The sequence below is a fragment of the Nisaea denitrificans DSM 18348 genome (assembly GCF_000426505.1).
Classification (GTDB): Bacteria; Pseudomonadota; Alphaproteobacteria; order Thalassobaculales; family Thalassobaculaceae; genus Nisaea; species Nisaea denitrificans.
In genome coordinates this window covers 164,517-184,578 of record NZ_KE384531.1, presented here as the reverse complement: position 1 = coordinate 184,578, position 20,062 = coordinate 164,517, and the positions used below count along the sequence as shown (strand labels likewise).

Here is a 20,062-nt window from a genome sequence, read left to right as displayed (position 1 = left end):
TGCCGACGCTGGTCAGGTTTGCAGTCCCGGAGCCGGGATCGAAATCCGCTGTTCCCTGGAACTGCCCCGTGACATAGCTGTTGCCGCTACTGTCGACCGCGATCGAATTGCCGTTGTCTGAACTTGAACCACCTATCCCAAGCGCAAATTGCATCGTAGACCCTCACTCCATTCACATGACGACAGTTCAACCCGCCACCCGGGCAGTTCTGGCGTGCCGAAACTGCCCGCCGCCAAAATTGCGAGCCGGTACGGATTCCGTTTCCGCAAAGCGCGGCCGCGACTTCCCCCAGCGGGATGCCATCACCCGGCGGGCCTTGATGCGAACATGCTGACCGCCGGATCGATGAAGAGAACAAATGTTGCCGTTGCCGCAGGCGTGGCTCTTGTGCCGCTTCAGTCCCTCACGAGTTTGGAAAAACATAGGGGCACATCCGAACGGATACCGTTCCGGACGTCCGGAATTCTTCGCCGTGTGTCCGGAAAGACCGACTCAGAAGGCCTTTATTTAAGAAAAAATGTTCCGCACACACGAATTCTCGCACTTTCGCAAGACGCCGCAATCCGCTGCGCCCGCAGTTTTTCCGCACGGAGCGCTCTGGGCAGTTGATTGCGATCCGGCCTTCCTAAAAAATACCGGGAAAATTAATTAAAACTCCTTGAGTTGAAATCGGGGAAGATTGAGGAAATGAAGGACGGATGGGGAAAACTATGAGCGCTTGCATTTCCGAACTCGCGAATGCGGACGCCGCCAGCTCTGTACCGCATGCCGTCTTCAACGTCGCCGAGACCAGGGAAAAGGAGCGGTACGATCTCTGGCAGTCGAGCATTTCCTGCATCTTCGAAGTCGAAGCCCACCGCCAAGAACAGCGCGACGACTTCCAGGCCGAAGTCGACGCCAGCATGTTCGGCCCGCTCATGCTGGCCCGCACAAAGAGCCAGAACCAGAAATGGTCGCGCAGCCCGGCGCTCGTGGGACGCGACGGCGTGGACCACTACATGGTCCAGCTCTACGAGCAGGGCCGTCTCAACAGGGGCACCAGACAGGGCGAGTTCGAGCTGCCGGAAAACTCGTTGCTCGTATTCGACCTGACATAGGAAGTGAGCAGTCATTCGGAGAGGTTCACCAACCTGTCCCTGATCATCCCCCGGGCCATGCTGGAGGACCAGGTCAAGTCACCGGACAACCAGCACCTGCGTATCCTGTCAGGGAACGAACCGATGGTGCAACTTCTCCGGGACCACATGCTCGCCCTCAAGCGCCTCTCGACGCAGATGACGGCGCGGCAGGCGATGGAGGTCGCGCCGGCGACCGTCGGGCTGCCTCAACGCTGCGGCCTCCGACCAGCTGGATCAGCAAAACGGCGTTGCGCTCGTGCAGATGAAAATGGTGCGCCGGCTTATAAAGCAGAACCTTTCCAGTGCGGACTGGATTGCGAAACATGTGCACGTGTCCCGCACCAAGCTCTACAAGCTGTTTGAAGGACTCGGCGGGGTGGCGAGCTATGTCCACGAACGCCGTCTCCGGAAGGCGCTGCTGGCCCTGGGGGACCAAAACGCGCGTCACCGCTCCATCTACGATGTCCTGCTCGACGCCGGCGATACTAGCGATGCCGCCTTCGCCCGCGCCTTCCGGACCCGCTACGGGATGCCCGGCGGGACGTGCGTCAGGCAGGCCTGAGCGACGGTGTCTCCCGAAGCGGCCAGCAGGGGCCGGATCGCCGTTACGAGCGCTGGCTCCACCATCTCTCTGTGTGACAAACAACCGCGCCGCTCCGCCTTCCTAGCGGACGATCACGTCCATTTCCTCTATACGCCCGCGCGCAGCAGCTGCGGCTCGCGAGTCGGGTGCAAGCCTGATGACCTGCAACCAGTCACCGCGCGCACCATCCAGATCGCCCTGATACTGGCGGAGGATTCCCCGTTCAAGCAGCGCATCCGGATTGAACGGCGCAAGCTCCAGAACGATGTCGACCTCTCTTGCAGCATCCTCCAGACGGTCCAGTTGGCGCAGCGTCACCGCCCGGTAGATATGGGCTTCCACCAGTTGTGGGTTCCACCTGACCGCTTCGTCCAGATCGGCGAGAGCGGCATCGTATTTTTCCAGCTCCATCAGCGTGACGGCACGGTCAACCCAGAGCTCCGGGTCACTTGGCGCGAGATCCAGCAGTCTGCTTTGCAGCTTGAACGCCCTGTCAGGCCGTCCGGCGAGATACCAGGCTTGCCCCGCCTGCATCAGGATACCGCCCAGCAGGGCCGTGCGCGCCGTTCCAAGATCGGTCGCCAGACGCTCCAGCCGCGACGCCGCCTCGTCATACTGATGCAACTGCAACAGGGCCACCGCAAGACAGTGCCGCGCCGGAATACCGCCCCCCTGCTTGTACCAGGCAAGGCCGCTGCTATAGGCCTCCTGCGGCCGCTCTTGGGTGAGCGCCATGCAGGCCTGATATTCCTGCTGGTGATCGATCTCGGCTGCGGCAGCCGGAAGGATCGTGACGAGAAACGCGCTTCCGGCGAGCACTATGCCCGCGAGGCTCAGCCCCCCGCGTCGCACAGCGCAGCCACGGTCTGGGACAAAATCTCGAGATCGCGATCGGTCGAAAGCCGGTGATCGCCGTCCTTCACGAAGCGGATCTGAACGTCTTCGCTCTCGACATTCTCGGCAATGCGCAGCGAAAGCTCGTACGGCACCGATTCGTCGCGCATGCCATGCAGCAAACGTACAGGGCCGGTGATCGGCATCTTCTCCCGCATGACCAGATGGTCGCGGCCATCCTCGATCAGCTTCATGGTGATGGTGTAGGGCTCGTCGCTATATTCCGAAGGTTCGTAATAGACACCGTCGCGCTGCAGCGTCTGTTTGATCTCGTCGGAGAATGTCGCCCACATCAGATCCTCGGTGAAGTCCGGCGCGGCGGCAATGCCGACCAGACCTGCAAGCCGCTCCGGCCGTTGCAGGGCTGCCTGCAGCATGATCCACCCGCCCATGGAGGAGCCGACGAGAACCAGCGGGCCGTCCGTGACCCGGTCGATCAGAGTGAGCGCGTCGGAAAGCCAGATCCCGATAGAGCCATCCTCGAATTTTCCCGAGGACTGGCCATGCCCCTGATAATCCAGCCGAAGAAACGCCTGGCCGCGTTCACGCGCCAGAGCCTCAAGCGTCAATGCCTTTGTACCCGTCATGTCCGACATGAAGCCGCCAAGAAAGACAATTGTGGGTCCGCGTCCGTCCAGTTTGTGATAAGCGAGACGTGCGCCGTCCGGCTTTTCGAGATAGAGGGGTGCGGGATCCGGCGACTGCTGGGTTTGCTCGGTCATTGTGGTAAACTTCATGACAATGAAAACAACATGCTTGGAACGCCGGTGAACGACGGCCCCTCCATGAGGCCTAACATACCGAACCTCCGCCAATCGAGCGGCGATTACGATATGTTCCGCCGACCGCCGGAAGACAAGAAGCCGGTCGTTCTTCAGATTCTTCCCGCCCTGGTGTCCGGCGGAGTGGAACGAGGTACGATTGATGTCGCGCGGGCGCTTGTTGAAGCGGGCTGGGACGCCCTGGTTATTTCCGCCGGCGGGCCGATGGTGCACGACCTGACACGAGTCGGCGCCCGTCATATCCAACATCCGCTCGGCTCCAAGAACCCGCTGAGCTGGCGGCAGAATTTCGACTGGCTGGTCGATGTCATCCATCAGGAAAATGTCGACATCGTGCACGCCCGCTCGCGCATGCCAGCCTGGATCGCCTGGCGCGCCGCCCGCAAGAACAAAGTGCCGTTCGTCACCACGTTTCATGGCCGCTTTCCGGACACCAACCCGCTGAAGAAACTCTATAACTCGGTAATGGTGCGGGGCGACCGGGTGATTGCCATCTCGCATTTCGTGGCCCACGAGATCGAAACGCGCTTCGGTACCGGCAGCGACAAGCTGCGGATCATCCCGCGCGGGGTAAATATCGACCTGTTCAATCCGGATGCTGTTTCCGCCGAGCGGATGATCAAGCTCAGCCGCGAATGGCGTTTGCCGGACGGTGTGCCTGTGATCGTCATGCCGGGGCGGATCACACGCTGGAAAGGGCACGATGTCCTGATCGAGGCTCTGACAAAGCTGGGCGACCAGCCGGTCCACTGCATCATGGCCGGGTCTTACGAGGGCAAAGAAAACTACAAGGCGGAACTTGAAGAGAAGATCGCCAAAGCCGGACTCAGCGCGTCGGTGATGTTCACCGGTTCTGTGGTGGATATGCCGTGCGTCTACCAGATTGCTGATGTCGTGGTCTCCGCCTCCATCGACCCCGAACCGTTTGGCCGGGTGATGATCGAAGCCCAGGCCATGGGCCGCCCGATTGTCGCGACAGATCACGGCGGCGCTCGGGAATCCGTGATTCCGGGCAAAACAGGCTTTCTGGTCAAACCGAACGATGCCGAAGCACTCGCGGAAGGCATTCGTGCAGCGCTGGCCCTGACGGCAGAGCAGCGCGCGGTGGTGACCGAGACAGCCGTCGCCCATGTCCGTGAGAATTATACGACCAGCGACATGTGCGCCCGTACCCTCTCCGTCTATGAAGAAGTCCTGCCGCTCTCGCCCAATGCCGGATAAGTCGACAAACCCATCCGGGCCTGGCCGAAGCCACCCGCGCATTCTGGTCATCAAGCTCGGCGCGCTTGGCGATTTCATCTATGCACTCGGCCCGATGCAGGCAATCCGCCGCCATCACCCGAATGCGGAGATCACCCTGCTGACGCGCCCCGCCTATGTCGAGCTCGGCGAACGCAGCGGATTGTTCGACAAGGTCTGGAGCGACAACGAACCCAAACTCTTCAATCTGCCGGGCGTGCTCGCCCTGCGCGCCAGACTGACCGGCGCGGCATTCGATCGGGTGTACGACCTGCAGACATCGGACCGGACCAGTTTTTATTACCGGCTGTTCTGGCCGGGCCCGAAACCCGAATGGTCCGGCATCGTCCCCGGGTGCAGCCACTATCACCACTACAAACGCCCGACCCTGACCCACACCCAGGACCGGCAACGTACCCAGCTCGAAATAGTCGGGATCAAGGATGTCCGACCGTCTGACCTTGCCTTTATGGACAGTGACATCCGTCGGTTCGATCTGCCCGCCCCCATCGCATTGCTGATCCCGGGATCGTCCCTGAAAATGGCGATAAAGCGCTGGCCGGCGACATCATATGGTGAGATCGCTGGCCGCTTGTCAGCGACCGGGATCACACCCGTTCTGATCGGCGGCAAAGAGGACGAAGATGCCATCCGGATAATCCGCGGAGCCTGCCCACAGGCACGGGATCTATCGGGGGAAACGACACTCTACGATATCCCGGCACTCGCCCGGGCGGCCCGCCTGGCTATCGGCAACGACACTGGACCGATGCATATAGCCGCTCTCTCCGGCTGCCCGACCGTTGCTATCTTCTCGACAAAAAGCTTTCCAGACAAAGCGGCTCCGCGCGGAGACAATGTCGCTCTTCTGATAGAGGAAAACCTGGATGGCCTCACGGTCGAATGTGTCTGGAACACCGCAAAATCAGTCCTCCGCGAGGATCCCGCCGGTCATCGTGAGGCATCGGATTTATTACACGGCTAGGCGCCTGGAAGATCCTTTTTGAAGCCTGCATTGATGGTCGCAAGATTCTCTTCATCAAGAATCTCTTGTCGATAAATCGACCCGAGAACCTCCATCTGATTTATGCCGGGCGGAACGGCGATGGCGCTCGCGCAGACTGCGTTGGGTAGATCATCGATCTTGCGCGCCTTGAAGTTTGGCCATGTGTATATGAACGCCTTGATCGCAAAGATCCTGTAGCCACGCTCCTTCAAGGTCGACACCCAGGAAATATCATCCTCGGAGTTACCGATTTCCAGACTAAGACAAGGCTGACACCGGTCAATGGTCCGAAGTGCTCCTCTTATAACAGCAGCTTCGAAACCTTCGACGTCAACCTTGATGAATCCACAATCGTCCAAGTCCAAGGAATCGACAGTGATGATATCAGTCGGGACATTACTTCCTGCTCGTGCCTCGATCGCATGGCCGAGGGACAAGACACCATAATTGAAGCTGGAGATCGATGCCGGGTCAGGATTGGCGAAGAGTGTCGTTCCAACTGCGTCGGACACTGCCGCGCGGCGTACTTTCAGATTGTCGCATCCATTGAACTCAACGTTATGGCGCAATAAGCCATTGGCGAACTTACTGGGCTCGAAGGCGTGTACAACCCCCGCCTCTCCTACAAGGCCAGACATCAGCAAACTCATCAGCCCGATATTCGCGCCAACGTCGAGGACGGTCATACCCGGCTTGATAAGCCGTTCGTACACTTGCATTTCTCCGAAACAATAGTCGCCGCATTCTGCAAGTGCACGGTAGAGATAAACATCGTTCGCAGGGAAAACGACACGCCCAACACGGGTTTCTGTACACATACAATTGTCGAAGTTCGGCTCGGAGTAGGACATCAATTTCGCCGCAAATGAGAAAACGAACCAATAACTGTTCTGTCCTATGGACATGAAGCCCGCCGGACACAACGAACCACACCCCATGCCGGTCTAAGTTGCACTTTACCAGTCTTTCCTTGCGGCAGAGCCATTCCGGCGCTACATAGCCATCCATGCGCAACGGCAAATTTTACGGACCCATGTGGCATCCGACCCAGACAATCGTGACTAGTTAGCCGTTTCGGCCTGGCCGGCCGAGACGGCATACGGATCGGGGACGCTCCCGTCCCAAGGCCTTGCGAAAAATTTGCCACGAAAACACCCCTCAAAAGGGTCCCACATCATGCCTGCCATTACACTTCCCGACGGCTCCGTCCGTTCCTTCGATGCCGCCGTTTCCGGCGCGGAAATCGCCGCCGATATCGGTCCCGGCCTCGCCAAAGCTGCGATCGCGGTCCGCATCAACGGTGCGCTGAGCGATCTCAGCCTGCCTATTGCCGAAGACAGCCAGGTCGCGCTTGTCACCAAGAAAGACCAGGAAGCGCTTGAGCTGATCCGGCACGACTGCGCCCACATCATGGCCGAAGCCGTGCTGGAGCTGTATCCCGAGACCCAGGTCACCATCGGCCCCTCCATCGAGAACGGGTTCTATTACGATTTCTTCCGGGAAGAGCATTTCACCCCGGACGATCTGGAAAAGATCGAAAAGCGGATGCACGAGATCGTCGACCGGGACGAGACCATTACCCGTGAGGAATGGGACCGGGACGAAGCGGTCCTGCATTACAAGAAGGTGCATGAGCCGTTCAAGGTCGAGCTGGTCGAGACCATTCCGTCTGGCGAGACCATCAGTTTCTACCGCCAGGGCGAGTTCCTCGATCTCTGCCGCGGCCCGCATATGCCGTCGACCAAATATACCGGCCATGCCTTCAAGCTGATGAACGTCGCCGGTGCCTACTGGCGCGGCGACAGCAACCGGCCGCAGCTGCAGCGCATCTATGGTACGGCGTGGCCGGATCAGAAGCAGCTCGACGCCTATCTGCACATGCTTGAGGAAGCCGAAAAGCGCGACCACCGCCGCCTCGGCCGTGAGCTGGACCTGTTCCATATTCAGGAAGAGGCCGTCGGCTCCGTGTTCTGGCATCCGCAGGGCTGGACGCTTTACCGGCAGATCGAGAACCATCTCCGCCGGAAGCTCGACCGTGCCGGTTATCAGGAGGTGAAGACCCCGCAGCTGATCGACCGTTCCCTCTGGGAAGCCTCCGGTCACTGGGAAAAGTTCCGCGAGAACATGTTCACGGCCAATGCCGAGGACGACAAGGTGCTCGCCCTGAAGCCGATGAACTGCCCGGGCCATGTGCAGATCTTCAAGCAAGGCCTGAAGAGCTATCGGGACCTGCCGCTGCGGCTTTCCGAATATGGCTCCTGCCACCGAAACGAGCCATCCGGTGCGCTGCACGGCATCATGCGGGTGCGCGCCTTCACTCAGGACGATGCCCACATTTTCTGCACCGAAGAGCAGATCACCGAAGAAAGCGTGAAGTTCTGCGAGCTGCTGTCGGCGGTCTACAAGGATTTCGGCTTTACCGACGTGCGGGTAAAATTCTCCGACCGCCCGGAAGTCCGCGCCGGTGAAGATGCGATCTGGGACAAGGCCGAGAAGTCGCTGAGCGATGCCTGTGATGCGGCCGGCCTCGATACCACGCTGAACCCCGGTGAAGGCGCCTTCTACGGCCCGAAGCTGGAATTCGTGCTGACCGACGCGATCGGCCGGGACTGGCAGTGCGGCACCCTGCAGGTCGATTTCGTCCTGCCGGAGCGGCTCGACGCCTCCTATATCGACGAGGACAGCAACCGCAAGCGTCCTGTCATGCTGCACCGGGCCATCTTCGGCTCGATGGAGCGCTGGATCGGCATCCTGATCGAACAATATGCCGGCCGCTTCCCGCTCTGGCTCGCACCGGTCCAGGCCGTGGTCGCCACCATCACCAACGATGCGGACGATTATGCGGCTGAGGTGATGGCCGCCGCAAAGGCCGCCGGATTGCGGGTTGCGATGGATCGACGGAACGAGAAAATCAACTACAAGATCCGAGAACACAGCGAGGCCAAGATCCCGGCAATCCTCGTCGTCGGCCGTCGCGAGGCGGAAGAAGGCAAGGTCGCGCTGCGGCGACTCGGCGGAAAAGCGCAAGAAGTGCTTGCACTCAACGACGCCATTACTAGACTTAAAGAAGAGGCTCTGGCTCCGGATCACCTCTGATCCGGGTCAGCACCTCCCCACACAACAGAAACAGATAACGAAGGAGGCGATAGATCGCCAGACCACCATTCAATCAACCGCCGGCCAAGGATGGCCCGCGGGTGAACCGCGACATTCTCGTAGAACGAGTCCGCTGCATTGATCCCGACGGGGAAATGCTCGGCGTACTGACTGTTCGCGAAGGCATTCTAAAAGCTGAAGAATTTGGCCTCGATCTGGTCGAAGTGTCCCCGAATGCGGACCCGCCCGTCTGTAAGATCCTCGATTACGGTAAATTCAAGTACGAGGCTCAGAAGAAAAAGAACGAAGCCAAGAAGAAACAGAAGATCATCGAGATCAAAGAAATCAAGCTGCGTCCGAATATCGACGATCATGATTTCGAAGTGAAGATGAAGAACGTTCGCAAATTCATCGCCGAAGGGGACAAGGTGAAGGTCACCCTACGTTTCCGTGGCCGTGAAATGGCGCATCAGGACCTCGGCATGAACGTGCTGAACAGGGTCCGCGACGAGATGGAAGAAGCGGCGAAGGTCGAGTCATATCCGAAGATGGAAGGCCGGCAGATGATCATGGTTATCGCGCCCCGCTAACCACCGGCACAGTCTCTTCTGCGCCGCGACATTCCGTCGCCCATATGGTCCGATGGCCCCGCTCTGGCGGGGCCTTGGCATTTTCGGGATCAGACGGGACTGGTTTCCGACGCCAAGCGTCCTATGTTGGAACCGTTCCAAGTATAACCAATGGACCGCTTCATGGCCCTCGCCCCCAGACAGCTGCCTTCCGACCATCCCGCCCTGCCAGACGAAAAGATCGGCGTTCTGCTGCTCAATCTCGGCACGCCGGACGCGACGGACTATTGGTCGATCAGGCGCTATCTGAAGGAATTTCTCTCGGACGAGCGGGTCATCGAGGTGAACCCGCTGCTGTGGAAGCTGATCCTCAACCTGTTTATCCTGCCCACACGCCCTTCCAAGACCGGCCACGCCTACGAGCAGATCTGGGTCAAGGAAACAGACGAGTCCCCGCTGCGCCTCTACACGCGTAACCAGTCGGAGAAGCTGGCAGCCACGCTGTCGGCGAAGCATCCGAATATCATTGTCGACTGGGGCATGCGCTACGGCAACCCGAGCACCGAAAGCAAGATCCGCGAGCTGAAGGACAAGGGATGCGAGCGCATCCTGCTGGTCGCACTCTACCCGCAATATGCCGCAAGCACGACAGCGACTGCCTATGACAAAAGCTTCGAAGCGCTGATGAAATTGCGCTGGCAACCCGCAGTCCGTACCGCCCCCGCCTATCATGACGAGCCTGCCTATATCGAGGGTCTCGCCAACTCCATCGATATGCACTTGAAAGGCCTCGACTGGACGCCCGACCTCCTCATCACCTCTTATCACGGCCTGCCGGAACGCTACTTCCTGAACGGCGATCCCTATCATTGCCATTGCTTCAAGACCACGCGGCTGGTGCGCGAGAAGCTTGGCTGGGGAGACGACAAGATGATGGTCGCCTTCCAGTCCCGCTTCGGCAAGGAAGAGTGGCTGAAACCGTATCTTCAGGACACGGTCGAAGGGCTCCCTGCAAAAGGCGTAAAGAACCTCGCTATCATTTGCCCCGGCTTCTCCTCCGATTGCGTCGAGACGCTGGAGGAAATCAATATCGGCATTCGCGAGACTTTCGCGGAAGCGGGCGGAGAGAATTTCACCTACATCCCGTGCCTGAACGATAGTGATGATGGCATGAAGGCGATTGGAGCCGTGGTCGAACGGGAACTGATGGGCTGGGTTTAAACCCTTTCATCCGTTCTCTCCGGATACGCAAAAAACGACAGTTACGCCAAAGCCACGGTCTGTCGATGTTAACGCCCCCCGAGGCTTCCGGCACCTGCGGGAGTGGATGTGCGCCCGGTTCTTCTGCATCCAAGTCGTAAATGCGCCCACTCCGACCAGCATGCCGCCAGGATCGCATCAACCGATTCGTTAACCTTGGTAATACTTAAGTTGAATTTTTTCGCTTATTTTCTACTCACGCTGAAACACTCGAACAATCAGCGAATCATCAGATACATGAAAAACAAAAACATCAAATCCAATAAAAAATATTGAAAAAACCTCAAGTATTCGAACTTCTTTTTTATGGATAGTTTCGAATTTTACACTATTATGAATAGGGATAACTGAGAGATCCTCCGTTAAGTGAGGACAGGAAACGCCAATGTTCGGGTTCGGTAAAGAAAAGAGCGCCAACGAGGAAGCTGAAGAACGCCGCATCGAAGCGATGAAGCAGTCGATCGAAGCAGCTCTTGTTCAGATGAAGAAGCAGGCGGATGCCGCCCTCACCGACCGCTGTGAGGCATCGGCAAAGCGTCTCACCGAATTTCTGAAAAATCCGAAACTTCCCAAAGATTACGCCAAGCAGGTCCGGGAAGGCGTCGATAGACTGATGCTGCAAGCCTTCATGAAAGCAACAGCGCTTGCTGCGAAAGAGGCTGTCGATGCAGGCAAGAACGACGACAGTGAGAAGCGTACCGCCAAAATCAAGGAAGCGCGCGAAAAACTGTCCGGAGCCATGAAGAACAAGGCTCCTCAGGAATTCAAACAGCAATGCGAGCGTATGCTTGAGGTTGCCATGCTTTCAGGCGGAGTCAAGGCGAAGGGGCCGACCAAGGCCAAGCCTCGCGACACGGCCCCTAAGGTTGAGAACCGAGCCAAACCTGTCGACACTGCGCCGACAGCGGTGGCACCGGCGAAAAAACCGGAGACCAAAAAGCTCAAGACCTACGCCAAGCCTGTCGGAGCGTAACGCCGTTTGGCACCGCTGACAGAACCCGGATAAGAAACGCCGCCCAACAGGGCGGCGTTTGCATTTGCTGGCGCCATCAGGCGCGCTGTCCCCACGCTCAAACACAATAAATCCGTGTGGATTGCATTTTTGTATAGCAATTACATAAAAAGCATTTTAATATTTACAGATCATTAACCACGCACCATCAACAGAAAGTTGGAGGCTGCCGATGTTTGGTCAGACGAATACCGGAATTATCGAGGACGAAGCGGCAATCCGCCGGATCCACGAGTTGGCGCCCGCCGTCAACGGAGCTCTCTTCCAGATCAAGAAGCAGGCAGAAAGCGGTCGCACTGACCGCTGCGAAGCGTCTGCCAAATGCTTGAAGGAAGCCATCAAGAGCGCCAAGCTCCCGAAAGATTATACCGACGAGGCAACCGGTGCCGTCGATGCCATAATGCTTCACGCCTTCATGAAAGCGACCTCGATCGCCTCCAGAGCTGCTATCGAAGCCGCCATGGAAGACGAGAGCGAGCGGCGCGCGATGAAGATCAAGGAAGCCCGCGAAAAACTGGCCGGCGCCATCCGGTACAAGGCCCCTGAAGAGTTCCGACGCAAATGCGAGCGCATGCTGGAAACGGCACTGTACTCCGGCGGCATCAAAGCGAAGGGCCCGACGCGGGCAAAACCGGGAGATATGCTTATGGAGGACGTGGCAGGCGCGGAGCTGGCCCAGGCGTAGGGGCGAACAAAAGCTCGCTATCCCGTTCCTGCCCTCATCGCCGTCATCCCGAACGTGATTCAGGATCCATGTGGGCGGGCATTCTGCCTTACGAAAAGATAGGTCCCGGCTCTCCGGCCGGGATGACAATGGAGAGAAAAAGGCCGGGCATACCCCGGCCTTTTCGCGTTTGAGTGGAAGCTGTCCTTAGCCGCGAATGCGTCCGCCGGTGGCCTTTTCGACCTGGGCCACGATCTTGCGGGTGACCTCGCCGATCTGCTCGTCCGTCAGGGTCGCGTCGACCGGTTGCAGGGTGACCTGGAGGGCAATGGATTTCTCCGTCTCTTCCAGACCCTTGCCCTGGTATTCGTCGAACAGATGCACGCCGGAAATCAGAGCCTTATCGGCACCGGTTGCCGCCCGGACCAATTTTTCCGCCGGCACGTCCTTATCCACCACGAAGGCGAAGTCGCGGGTCAGCGGCTGGAACGGGGAGAGTTTCAGGAACGGCTTGGCCGGGCCCTTGGCTTTCGGTGTCGGCACCTTGGCGAGGAAAATCTCGAAAGCCACAGCCGGGCCTTTCAGGTCCATCGCCTTCAGCACCTTGGGATGCAGCTCCCCGAAGGTCGCCAGCACGTTCGGGCCAAGGCGCAGCGCGCCAGAGCGGCCCGGATGGTACCAGGAAGGCGCATCGGTCGAGACCTGCAGATTACCCGCCGGCGCATCCAGAGCCTCCAGCAGTGCCATAACGTCCGCCTTGGCATCGAAGGCATCGACCGGGCGGGTCGAGCCTGCCCAGTCTTTCGGGCCTGTTCGGCCGACGCGCAGGGCCGCCACCACCGTGGACTGACCCTTCGGTGTCGCGTCCGCATATTGCGGGCCGACCTCGAACAGGGACGCATCGCCGATCCCCATATTGCCGCCGCGGACAGCCGCCGCGATCAGATTCGGCAGGATCGAGGGACGCATCACGTCCAGCTCGCTGGAGATCGGGTTCACCAGCTTCAGCTCGTCAGCGCCACCGCCGAAGAGCTCCGCCTCGTCCTGCGACAGGAAGGAGAAGGTGACCGCCTCCATCATGCCCCGGGACGCCAGCAGGCGCTTGGCCGTGCCTTCACGGACCTGCGTCTTGCTCAGTGCCGGCTCCGGCACGACATGGCCGGTTTCCAGGGAAACCACCGGGATCTCGTCATAGCCGTTGATCCGGATGATTTCCTCGACCAGGCAGGCCTCGCCCTCGACATCGCGATAGCGCCAAGGCGGCATGACCGCGCTGATCGCCTCGCCGCTGCCGGAGACCTCGAAACCGAGCCTCGTCAGGATATCCTTTGCCCGCTCTTCCGGCACGTCGATACCGGCAAGGCCCTTGATCCGAGAATGGCGCAGCGTGATGGTTTGCTTCCAGTTCTCTTCCTGACCGTGCACGACCAGCTCGCTCGCCTCGCCGCCGCAGATATCCAACACCAACTTGGAGGCCAGATGCACGCCCCAGGTCGGGCCGGTCGGATCGAGACCGCGCTCGAACCGGTAGCGGGCATCGCTCAGCACGTTCAGCTTGCGGCCCGTCATGGCGACCGAGATCGGGTCGAAAATCGCGACCTCGAGGAACATGTTCACGGTCTCATCGCCGCAACCGGTCCGCTCACCACCCATGATGCCGGCCATGTCGTCGATGCCGTGCTCGTCGCCGAGCACCAGCATGCCGTCCTCGAAGGTGTAGGTCTTCTCGTTCAGCGCTTCATAGCTCTCCCCCGCCTTGGAAAGACGGATTCGGATCTTGCCACCCGACACCTTGTCCGCGTCATAGGCGTGCAGCGGGCGGCCGACATCAAGCATCATATAGTTGGTGATATCGACCAGCGCGGAGATCGGGCGCAAGCCGACGGCAACGAGTCGGTCCTGCATCCATTTCGGGCTCGGGCCATTCTTCACGCCCTTGAAATAGCGGCCGACCACATAGGGCACCAGCGACGGCTCCGGCACGTCCACATCCCAGCCTATCGGGCTTGCGAAGGTGCCTTTGACTTCACTCGTATCGAGCGGCTTCAGGGTACCGAGACCGGCAGCGGCCAGATCGCGCGCCACACCGCGCACACCGAGGCAGTCCGCTCGGTCCGGCGTGATGGCGATGTCGATCACCGGATCGTCCAGCTTGGCATATTCGGCGTAGGACATGCCGATCGGCGCATCTTCCGCCAGATCGATGATGCCGTCATGCTCGTCGGACAGACCCAGCTCGCGCTCGGAGCAGAGCATGCCGTTGCTCTCCTCGCCACGGATGACGCCTTTCTTGAGGTCAACACCGGTGCCCGGAACATGGCTACCGGACGGGGCGAAAACGCCCTTCATGCCGGTGCGTGCGTTCGGCGCACCACAGACCACCTGGATGGTCTCCGTGCCGGTATCGACCTTGCAGACGCGCAGCCGGTCCGCGTTCGGATGCTGCACCGCCTCAATGACATGGGCGATGGTGAAGGGCGACAGCTTTTCAGCCGGATTGATCAGCTCCTCGACCTCAAGCCCGAGCATCGGCAGGGTGTCGCAGATCTGCTCAAGCGTGGCATCGGTCTCGAGATGCTCTTTCAGCCAAGACAGAGAGAACTTCATCGGTTGAGCCCTCCGGCCAGATTGGGAACATCGAAGGGCATGAAGCCGTAATGCTTCAGCCAGCGCAGGTCGCTGTCATAGAACGGGCGCAGGTCGGGAATGCCGTATTTCAGCATGGCGATCCGCTCGATCCCCATACCGAAGGCGAAGCCCTGATATTCGGTCGAGTCGATGCCGCAATATTCCAGCACCTTCGGGTGCACCATGCCGCAACCGAGGATTTCCAGCCAATCGTCACCGGCGCCGATCTTGAACTCGCCGCCCTTGCGGGTGCAGCCGATATCGACCTCCGCCGACGGCTCGGTGAACGGGAAATAAGACGGCCGGAAGCGCACCGGCAGATCGTCGACACCGAAGAAGGCGCGGCAGAAATCGATCAGGCAGCCCTTCAGGTGGCCCATATGGGTGGCCTTGTCGATCACCAGCCCCTCGACCTGATGGAACATCGGGGAGTGCGTGGCGTCATGGTCCGAACGGAAGGTCCGACCCGGGCAGATGATCCGGATCGGCGGGGTCTTCTTCTCCATGGTGCGGATCTGCACCGGGGAGGTATGTGTGCGCAGGACGCGCGGCGTGCCGCTCTCGTCCGGCGGCAGGTAGAAAGTATCAAGTTCCTGACGGGCCGGATGCTCCGGCGGGATATTGAGCGCGGTGAAGTTGTAGTAATCGCTCTCGATATGCGGCCCTTCGGCGACGGAGAAGCCCATCTCGGCGAAGATCTGGGTCAGCTCTTCGATGGTCTGGGTGATCGGATGCACCCGGCCGGTCGCCTCGGGGCGGGCTGGCAGGGAGACATCGATCCGCTCGGCCAGCAGCCGGGTATCGAGCGCCGCATCCTCGAACGCGGTCTTGCGCGCCTCGATGGCCGCCTGGATCTCGTCCTTCAGACGGTTCAGGGCCTGGCCGGCTTCCTTGCGCTGCTCCGGATCGAGACCGCCGAGCTGCTTCATCAGGCCGGTGATGCGGCCCTTCTTGCCAAGAGCGCCGACACGGAGCTCTTCGAGTGCGGCAAGATCTCCCGCGCCATCAACGGCGGCGGCAAGTTCCGCTCTCAGTGTTTCAACGTCCTGCATGATCTTTTTCACCCCAAATCGGTGCCGGTTCCGGTCCAGCGCGGGTTCCTTAAAGCAAAAGGGGCCCGGCTAAGGCCAGACCCCTTTTCAACTCTATTACCGATAGGCTGCCGGATGATCCGGCATGCCTCGTATTAGTCGGCAGTTCCGAGCGCGGCCTGGGCTTGATCGACCAGGCTCTTAAACGCCACCGGCTCATGGATCGCGAGATCCGAGAGCACCTTACGGTCAAGCTCGATGCCGGCCTTCTTCAGACCATTCATGAACTTCGAATAGGTCAGACCGTAGCTGCGCGCACCGGCATTGATGCGCTGAATCCAGAGCGCGCGGAAGTCGCGCTTGCGGACCCGGCGATCGCGATAGGCATACTGAGCCGCCTTCTCCATCGCCTGTACGGCAACGCGGAAGACATTCTTCCGGCGGCCGTAATAGCCTTTGGTCTTGTCCGTAACTTTCTTATGACGGGCGTGAGCCGTGACGCCCCGTTTTACACGTGCCATCTCTGGTGCCCTTTCTTAAGCGTACGGAAGGAATTGTTTGACGATTTTCGCATCGGCATCGGACAGGATCATCGTCCCCCGGGCCTTGCGCTTCATCTTCTGGGACTTGTTCGACAGCTGGTGGCGCTTGTAGGCGACGTTACCACGCACCTTGCCGCTGCCCGTGAGCCGGAACCGCTTCTTGGCGCCGCTCTTGGTCTTCATCTTGGGCATTTCGATCTCCGTTTTTGGCGGTTACTCACTACCGGCCAGGCATGCCCTACAAGCCACGACACGGCGCTGCCCCACGATTGCTCATGGGGAGGCGGGTTTATACAGAGCGGGAACGGGAGAATCAAGCGGTCTGTGAGACCCGCATACCTGCCTGTCCATCAGCGGGCATGCTCCGGCAGATACATGTCGATCGCAAAGGGCCCAGTCAAAGGCCCAGCGTCATCGAGATTATCCTAATTCAAGAAAAGTTCGCCGCAGTGTCCAGGCACTCGATCACAGCCTTATATATAAACGAAAGAGGTGTATCGACCGGTTTGTCCGGAGGCGACAAACATGGGGCTAGCGGCGCTTTGTTCCATTGGCAGCCAGCCGCAACTCCCGCAACTGGCCTGTCAGCTCCACCATATGATTGGAAACGACAACCTGCCGCTTCTCCCCGTCCGCAACCGGGCACACCACACGCTCCCAGTCGCAGGGCGCCCGCGAATGGACATAAGGGTTGCGGCAGAGGATCAAACATTCCTCCCTCATGGCACGCAAATACTGCTCCCGGAGAATATCGCCGACGTCGGGGCCCAGATCGGCGACCCATTTGCCCGTCAACTCGAACCCTGTGCGGCTCGCGATCTCGCTTCCATAGAGGCGATAGCGGAAATCTTCCCGGGCCGGGTCAAATTCGAGAATCATGATATTGCCGAGCCAAGGCTTCAGGGTCTCAAGAGAAAAATCGCTCCTGGACGCCATGCCGTCACGTGGCTTCACCTTGAGGCAATATTCAAGAAACGAAACCGAGCGCTCATGCACCGGCGTGTTTTCATCCGTTTCAGGATACCAAATCGAAAATTCGCTCGGATCGATCAAGCGTAACTCCAGCCCTATACAGCGCCGACCCCAAATCGATTAAACCATAAAATTCCATTTAAATGCTAAAAACAGGGAAAGACTGCATCCGCGACTTGTGGGCGCCCGAAAGGCACGGCCCCGCATCGCGCGAATCGTTGACCTCAGGCGCGCCGCGCCCTAGCTTCCCGCGCACTATTGCAAGCTCAAGGAAAAAAACATGACCTCCCTTATCCCCACCGAGATCGCCGAGAACGCCCGCGCCTGGCCGTTCGAGGAAGCGCGAAAGATCGTTGCGCGGATCGGGGGCAAGAAACCGGAGAAAGGTCATGTCATCCTGGAGACCGGCTACGGCCCCTCCGGCCTGCCGCATATCGGCACTTTCGGCGAGGTTTTCCGCACTACCATGGTGCGCCGCGCTTTCGAACAGCTCATGCCGGATGTCCCGACCAAGCTGATCGCCTTCTCGGACGATATGGACGGCTTCCGCAAGGTGCCGACCAATCTGCCGAACCAGGAGATGCTGGCGGAATATCTGAACAAGCCGCTGACCCAGGTGCCGGACCCTTTCGGCACGCATGAGAGCTTCGGCGCGCATAACAACAACCGGCTCATGGAATTCCTCGACAGCTTCGGCTTCGAGTACGAATTCATGTCCTCGACCGAGTGTTACAAGAGCGGCATGTTCGACAAGGCGCTGCTGGAAACCCTGCAGCGCTATGACGAAATCATGGCAATCATGCTGCCGACCCTCGGCAAGGAGCGGCAGGCAACCTACTCGCCCTTCCTGCCGGTCTGCCCGACCACCGGAGATGTCCTTCAGGTTGCCATCGCCGAGCGCAACACCGATGCGGGCACCGTGATCTATGAAGATCCGAATGGCGGCGGCAAGGTCGAGGTGCCGGTTACGGGCGGGCACTGCAAGCTGCAATGGAAGTGCGACTGGGCCATGCGTTGGCATGCGCTCGGCGTCGATTACGAAATGTCCGGCAAGGATCTGATCGACAGCGTGAAGCAGAGCTCCAAGATCTGCCGCACTCTCGGCTCCAAGCCGCCGGAGAGCCTCAGCTATGAGCTGTTTCTCGACGAGGAAGGCGGCAAGATCTCCAAGTCAAAAGGCAATGGCCTCTCGGTCGAGGACTGGCTGCGCTATGGCTCGCCGGAAAGCCTGTCGCTATTCATGTACCAGCAGCCCAAAAGGGCCAAGCGGCTCTATTTCGACGTGATCCCGAAGAACACGGACGAATATTTCCAGTTCCTCGACAAGCTGGAAGACGAGAGCGACGAAGCCAAGAAGGTCGAGAACCCGGCCTGGCATATCACGCAGGGACGCGGTCGCGGCAATGAAGAGAAAGTGCCGCTCAGCTTTGGTCTGCTGCTGAACCTCGCATCGGTCTGTCATGCCGAAGACACTTCCGTCCTCTGGGGCTATATCGCCCGCTACGCGCCGGGCGCTACGGCGGAAAGCCACCCGGTGCTGGACCGGATGGCTGGCTACGCCGTGAACTACTATCAGGACTTCGCCCGGCCGCAGAAGCAGTACCGCGCGCCGACGGAGCAGGAACGCGCAGCGTTCGAGGATCTGGTCGGTGAGCTGAAAGCCCTTGCGCCGGACGCCGATGCCGAAACCATCCAGACCCAGGTCTACGAAGTCGGCAAACGGCACGATTTCGAAAACCTGCGCGACTGGTTCAAGGCGCTCTACCAGGTTCTGCTCGGCCAGGACCAGGGCCCGCGCTTCGGCAGCTTCATTGCGCTCTACGGACGGGATGAAACGGTCGAGCTGATCGAGAAGGCACTGGCGGGCAAGGATCTGGCGGCTTAAGCAGCACGCCTTCCCCTGAACATGAAAACGGCCCTGATTTGCAGGGCCGTTTTTATATTAAGCGGCGGCGCCTCAATCAGAAACGGTAACCGACACCTATACCGAACACCCAAGGGTCGAGGTCCGCGTCGACATTGATCGGGCCACTGCCGACATTCGTTGTGATCGTGGTGTTGAGAAATATCTTTTTGACGTCGACGTTGAGCGACCACGGGCCAGAGATCGCGTAGTCGAAGCCAGCCTGAAGCGCATAGCCGAAGCCGTTGTCGTAGGAGATCGACTGCGCAGCGCCGGGCTTCTCATCATAGAAGAAGGTGTAGTTGATACCTGCCCCCAGATACGGGCTGAAGCGCTCCTTGGGCATGAAGTGATATTGCAGTGTCAATGTCGGCGGCAGCAGCATCACCGAGCCGAGATCGACGTCCGGATTCTTCCAATCCAAGTCATGCTCTGTCGTTGCCGCGATCAGCTCCAGGGCGATGTTGTCGGTGATGAAGTAGGAGAAATCGACTTCCGGAACATAGTCGTCATTCAGCTCACCGCCGCCGGTCGTAAGCTGATTGGAAGAGGTCGATTCATCCGGAACCATGGCGATGCCACGGGCGCGGATAACAAAATCACCAGCCTGCTTTGGTTTGAATTCGTCAGACCCGGCCAGCGCCGCACCGCTGACAGTCATGAGTGAACCCAGTACGGCAAATGTGGCTGCCGTCGCCATCACTTTCCCGAAGGATGTCATCAGTCCGTCCTCTTGTATCAAAATTGCTGGCGGCAAAGTGC

20 protein-coding genes are annotated in these 20,062 nt (G+C 59.4%); 10 read left to right on the top strand and 10 right to left on the bottom strand.

Annotated elements, in window-relative coordinates:
* Positions 1–154, bottom strand: a 154-nt coding sequence (locus tag K328_RS27205) for an SBBP repeat-containing protein (protein ID WP_205620715.1), incomplete at its 3' end; no start/stop codon positions are given.
* A gap of 557 nt (positions 155–711) precedes the next feature.
* Between K328_RS27205 and K328_RS0117830 the strand changes: the two genes are divergently transcribed.
* Both K328_RS0117830 and K328_RS0117825 read left to right on the top strand, forming a co-directional pair.
* Positions 712–1,098 (top strand): hypothetical protein, encoded by a 387-nt coding sequence (locus K328_RS0117830; RefSeq protein ID WP_028467131.1) that lies wholly within the window; start codon positions 712–714, stop codon positions 1,096–1,098.
* A gap of 277 nt (positions 1,099–1,375) precedes the next feature.
* A complete protein-coding gene (locus tag K328_RS0117825) occupies positions 1,376–1,681 on the top strand; it encodes a helix-turn-helix domain-containing protein (RefSeq protein ID WP_156901461.1) in 306 nt (101 codons plus the stop codon).
* Between the two features lie 102 nt (positions 1,682–1,783).
* Here the strand turns inward: K328_RS0117825 and K328_RS24715 are convergent, their stop codons facing one another.
* Both K328_RS24715 and K328_RS0117815 read right to left on the bottom strand, forming a co-directional pair.
* Complete coding sequence (locus K328_RS24715) at positions 1,784–2,521, bottom strand: tetratricopeptide repeat protein (RefSeq protein WP_051285074.1); 738 nt, start codon at positions 2,519–2,521, stop codon at positions 1,784–1,786.
* Positions 2,522–2,535: 14 nt separating this feature from the next.
* On the bottom strand, positions 2,536–3,318 hold the full coding sequence (locus tag K328_RS0117815) for an alpha/beta fold hydrolase (RefSeq protein ID WP_028467129.1): 783 nt from the start codon (positions 3,316–3,318) through the stop codon (positions 2,536–2,538).
* 111 nt (positions 3,319–3,429) lie between these two features.
* On the opposite strand from K328_RS0117815, the gene K328_RS0117810 reads away from it, so the two are divergent.
* Entirely contained in the window at positions 3,430–4,599 is a 1,170-nt protein-coding gene (locus K328_RS0117810; protein ID WP_028467128.1) for a glycosyltransferase family 4 protein, read from the top strand.
* Positions 4,589–5,602 carry a glycosyltransferase family 9 protein gene (locus K328_RS24710; RefSeq protein WP_084608387.1) on the top strand — a complete coding sequence of 338 codons (1,014 nt, stop codon included), beginning with the start codon at positions 4,589–4,591 and terminating at the stop codon, positions 5,600–5,602. Before K328_RS0117810 ends, K328_RS24710 begins: the two co-directional genes overlap by 11 nt.
* On the opposite strand, the gene K328_RS0117800 is transcribed toward K328_RS24710, so the two are convergent.
* The gene (locus tag K328_RS0117800; RefSeq protein WP_028467127.1) at positions 5,599–6,528 is read right to left on the bottom strand and encodes an FkbM family methyltransferase; all 930 of its coding nucleotides are present in this window, start codon (positions 6,526–6,528) and stop codon (positions 5,599–5,601) included. The two genes, K328_RS24710 and K328_RS0117800, sit on opposite strands and share 4 nt — an antisense overlap.
* A 271-nt stretch (positions 6,529–6,799) precedes the next feature.
* Between K328_RS0117800 and thrS the strand changes: the two genes are divergently transcribed.
* The 5 genes from thrS (at position 6,800) to K328_RS0117775 (ending at position 12,245) form a co-directional block, all read left to right on the top strand.
* The gene (thrS, locus tag K328_RS0117795) at positions 6,800–8,719 is read left to right on the top strand and encodes a threonine--tRNA ligase (protein WP_028467126.1); all 1,920 of its coding nucleotides are present in this window, start codon (positions 6,800–6,802) and stop codon (positions 8,717–8,719) included.
* 101 nt (positions 8,720–8,820) lie between these two features.
* Complete coding sequence (gene infC, locus K328_RS0117790; protein ID WP_245577586.1) at positions 8,821–9,309, top strand: translation initiation factor IF-3; 489 nt, start codon at positions 8,821–8,823, stop codon at positions 9,307–9,309.
* Positions 9,310–9,471: 162 nt separating this feature from the next.
* A complete protein-coding gene (hemH, locus tag K328_RS0117785; RefSeq protein WP_028467124.1) occupies positions 9,472–10,509 on the top strand; it encodes a ferrochelatase in 1,038 nt (345 codons plus the stop codon).
* Between the two features lie 424 nt (positions 10,510–10,933).
* Positions 10,934–11,521 (top strand): hypothetical protein, encoded by a 588-nt coding sequence (locus tag K328_RS0117780; RefSeq protein ID WP_028467123.1) that lies wholly within the window; start codon positions 10,934–10,936, stop codon positions 11,519–11,521.
* 211 nt (positions 11,522–11,732) lie between these two features.
* Entirely contained in the window at positions 11,733–12,245 is a 513-nt protein-coding gene (locus K328_RS0117775) for a hypothetical protein (RefSeq protein ID WP_028467122.1), read from the top strand.
* 186 nt (positions 12,246–12,431) lie between these two features.
* On the opposite strand, the gene pheT is transcribed toward K328_RS0117775, so the two are convergent.
* The 5 genes from pheT to K328_RS0117750 all read right to left on the bottom strand — a co-directional run bounded on the left by pheT (position 12,432) and on the right by K328_RS0117750 (position 17,478).
* Complete coding sequence (pheT, locus tag K328_RS0117770; RefSeq protein ID WP_028467121.1) at positions 12,432–14,831, bottom strand: phenylalanine--tRNA ligase subunit beta; 2,400 nt, start codon at positions 14,829–14,831, stop codon at positions 12,432–12,434.
* Entirely contained in the window at positions 14,828–15,904 is a 1,077-nt protein-coding gene (gene pheS / locus K328_RS0117765) for a phenylalanine--tRNA ligase subunit alpha (RefSeq protein WP_028467120.1), read from the bottom strand. The genes pheT and pheS overlap by 4 nt, the downstream gene beginning before the upstream one ends.
* Positions 15,905–16,038: 134 nt before the next feature.
* The gene (gene rplT / locus K328_RS0117760; RefSeq protein WP_028467119.1) at positions 16,039–16,404 is read right to left on the bottom strand and encodes a 50S ribosomal protein L20; all 366 of its coding nucleotides are present in this window, start codon (positions 16,402–16,404) and stop codon (positions 16,039–16,041) included.
* 15 nt (positions 16,405–16,419) lie between these two features.
* Positions 16,420–16,617, bottom strand: a complete 198-nt coding sequence (rpmI, locus tag K328_RS0117755; protein WP_028467118.1) for a 50S ribosomal protein L35 — start codon at positions 16,615–16,617, stop codon at positions 16,420–16,422.
* Between the two features lie 339 nt (positions 16,618–16,956).
* Entirely contained in the window at positions 16,957–17,478 is a 522-nt protein-coding gene (locus K328_RS0117750; RefSeq protein WP_028467117.1) for a PAS domain-containing protein, read from the bottom strand.
* A gap of 199 nt (positions 17,479–17,677) precedes the next feature.
* Here K328_RS0117750 and K328_RS0117745 point away from each other — a divergent pair, with 199 nt between their 5' ends.
* Positions 17,678–19,282, top strand: coding sequence for a lysine--tRNA ligase (locus tag K328_RS0117745; protein ID WP_028467116.1), 1,605 nt, complete (start codon positions 17,678–17,680; stop codon positions 19,280–19,282).
* A gap of 76 nt (positions 19,283–19,358) precedes the next feature.
* Here K328_RS0117745 and K328_RS0117740 read toward each other — a convergent pair whose 3' ends face one another.
* Positions 19,359–20,000 (bottom strand): OmpW/AlkL family protein, encoded by a 642-nt coding sequence (locus K328_RS0117740; RefSeq protein WP_245577585.1) that lies wholly within the window; start codon positions 19,998–20,000, stop codon positions 19,359–19,361.
* Positions 20,001–20,062 lie beyond the last annotated feature (62 nt).

Bases quoted from the DNA above. Each gene is read 5' to 3' on its own strand.
- K328_RS0117800 (WP_028467127.1), bottom strand. From the start codon at position 6,528: ATGTCCATAGGACAGAACAGTTATTGGTTCGTTTTCTCATTTGCGGCG.
- thrS (WP_028467126.1), top strand. From the start codon at position 6,800: ATGCCTGCCATTACACTTCCCGACGGCTCCGTCCGTTCCTTCGATGCC.
- K328_RS0117815 (WP_028467129.1), bottom strand. From the start codon at position 3,318: ATGACCGAGCAAACCCAGCAGTCGCCGGATCCCGCACCCCTCTATCTC.
- K328_RS0117740 (WP_245577585.1), bottom strand. From the start codon at position 20,000: ATGGCGACGGCAGCCACATTTGCCGTACTGGGTTCACTCATGACTGTC.
- K328_RS0117780 (WP_028467123.1), top strand. From the start codon at position 10,934: ATGTTCGGGTTCGGTAAAGAAAAGAGCGCCAACGAGGAAGCTGAAGAA.
- K328_RS0117810 (WP_028467128.1), top strand. From the start codon at position 3,430: ATGTTCCGCCGACCGCCGGAAGACAAGAAGCCGGTCGTTCTTCAGATT.
- pheS (WP_028467120.1), bottom strand. From the start codon at position 15,904: ATGCAGGACGTTGAAACACTGAGAGCGGAACTTGCCGCCGCCGTTGAT.
- hemH (WP_028467124.1), top strand. From the start codon at position 9,472: ATGGCCCTCGCCCCCAGACAGCTGCCTTCCGACCATCCCGCCCTGCCA.
- K328_RS0117830 (WP_028467131.1), top strand. From the start codon at position 712: ATGAGCGCTTGCATTTCCGAACTCGCGAATGCGGACGCCGCCAGCTCT.
- rplT (WP_028467119.1), bottom strand. From the start codon at position 16,404: ATGGCACGTGTAAAACGGGGCGTCACGGCTCACGCCCGTCATAAGAAA.
- K328_RS0117745 (WP_028467116.1), top strand. From the start codon at position 17,678: ATGACCTCCCTTATCCCCACCGAGATCGCCGAGAACGCCCGCGCCTGG.
- pheT (WP_028467121.1), bottom strand. From the start codon at position 14,831: ATGAAGTTCTCTCTGTCTTGGCTGAAAGAGCATCTCGAGACCGATGCC.
- rpmI (WP_028467118.1), bottom strand. From the start codon at position 16,617: ATGCCCAAGATGAAGACCAAGAGCGGCGCCAAGAAGCGGTTCCGGCTC.
- K328_RS24710 (WP_084608387.1), top strand. From the start codon at position 4,589: ATGCCGGATAAGTCGACAAACCCATCCGGGCCTGGCCGAAGCCACCCG.
- K328_RS0117775 (WP_028467122.1), top strand. From the start codon at position 11,733: ATGTTTGGTCAGACGAATACCGGAATTATCGAGGACGAAGCGGCAATC.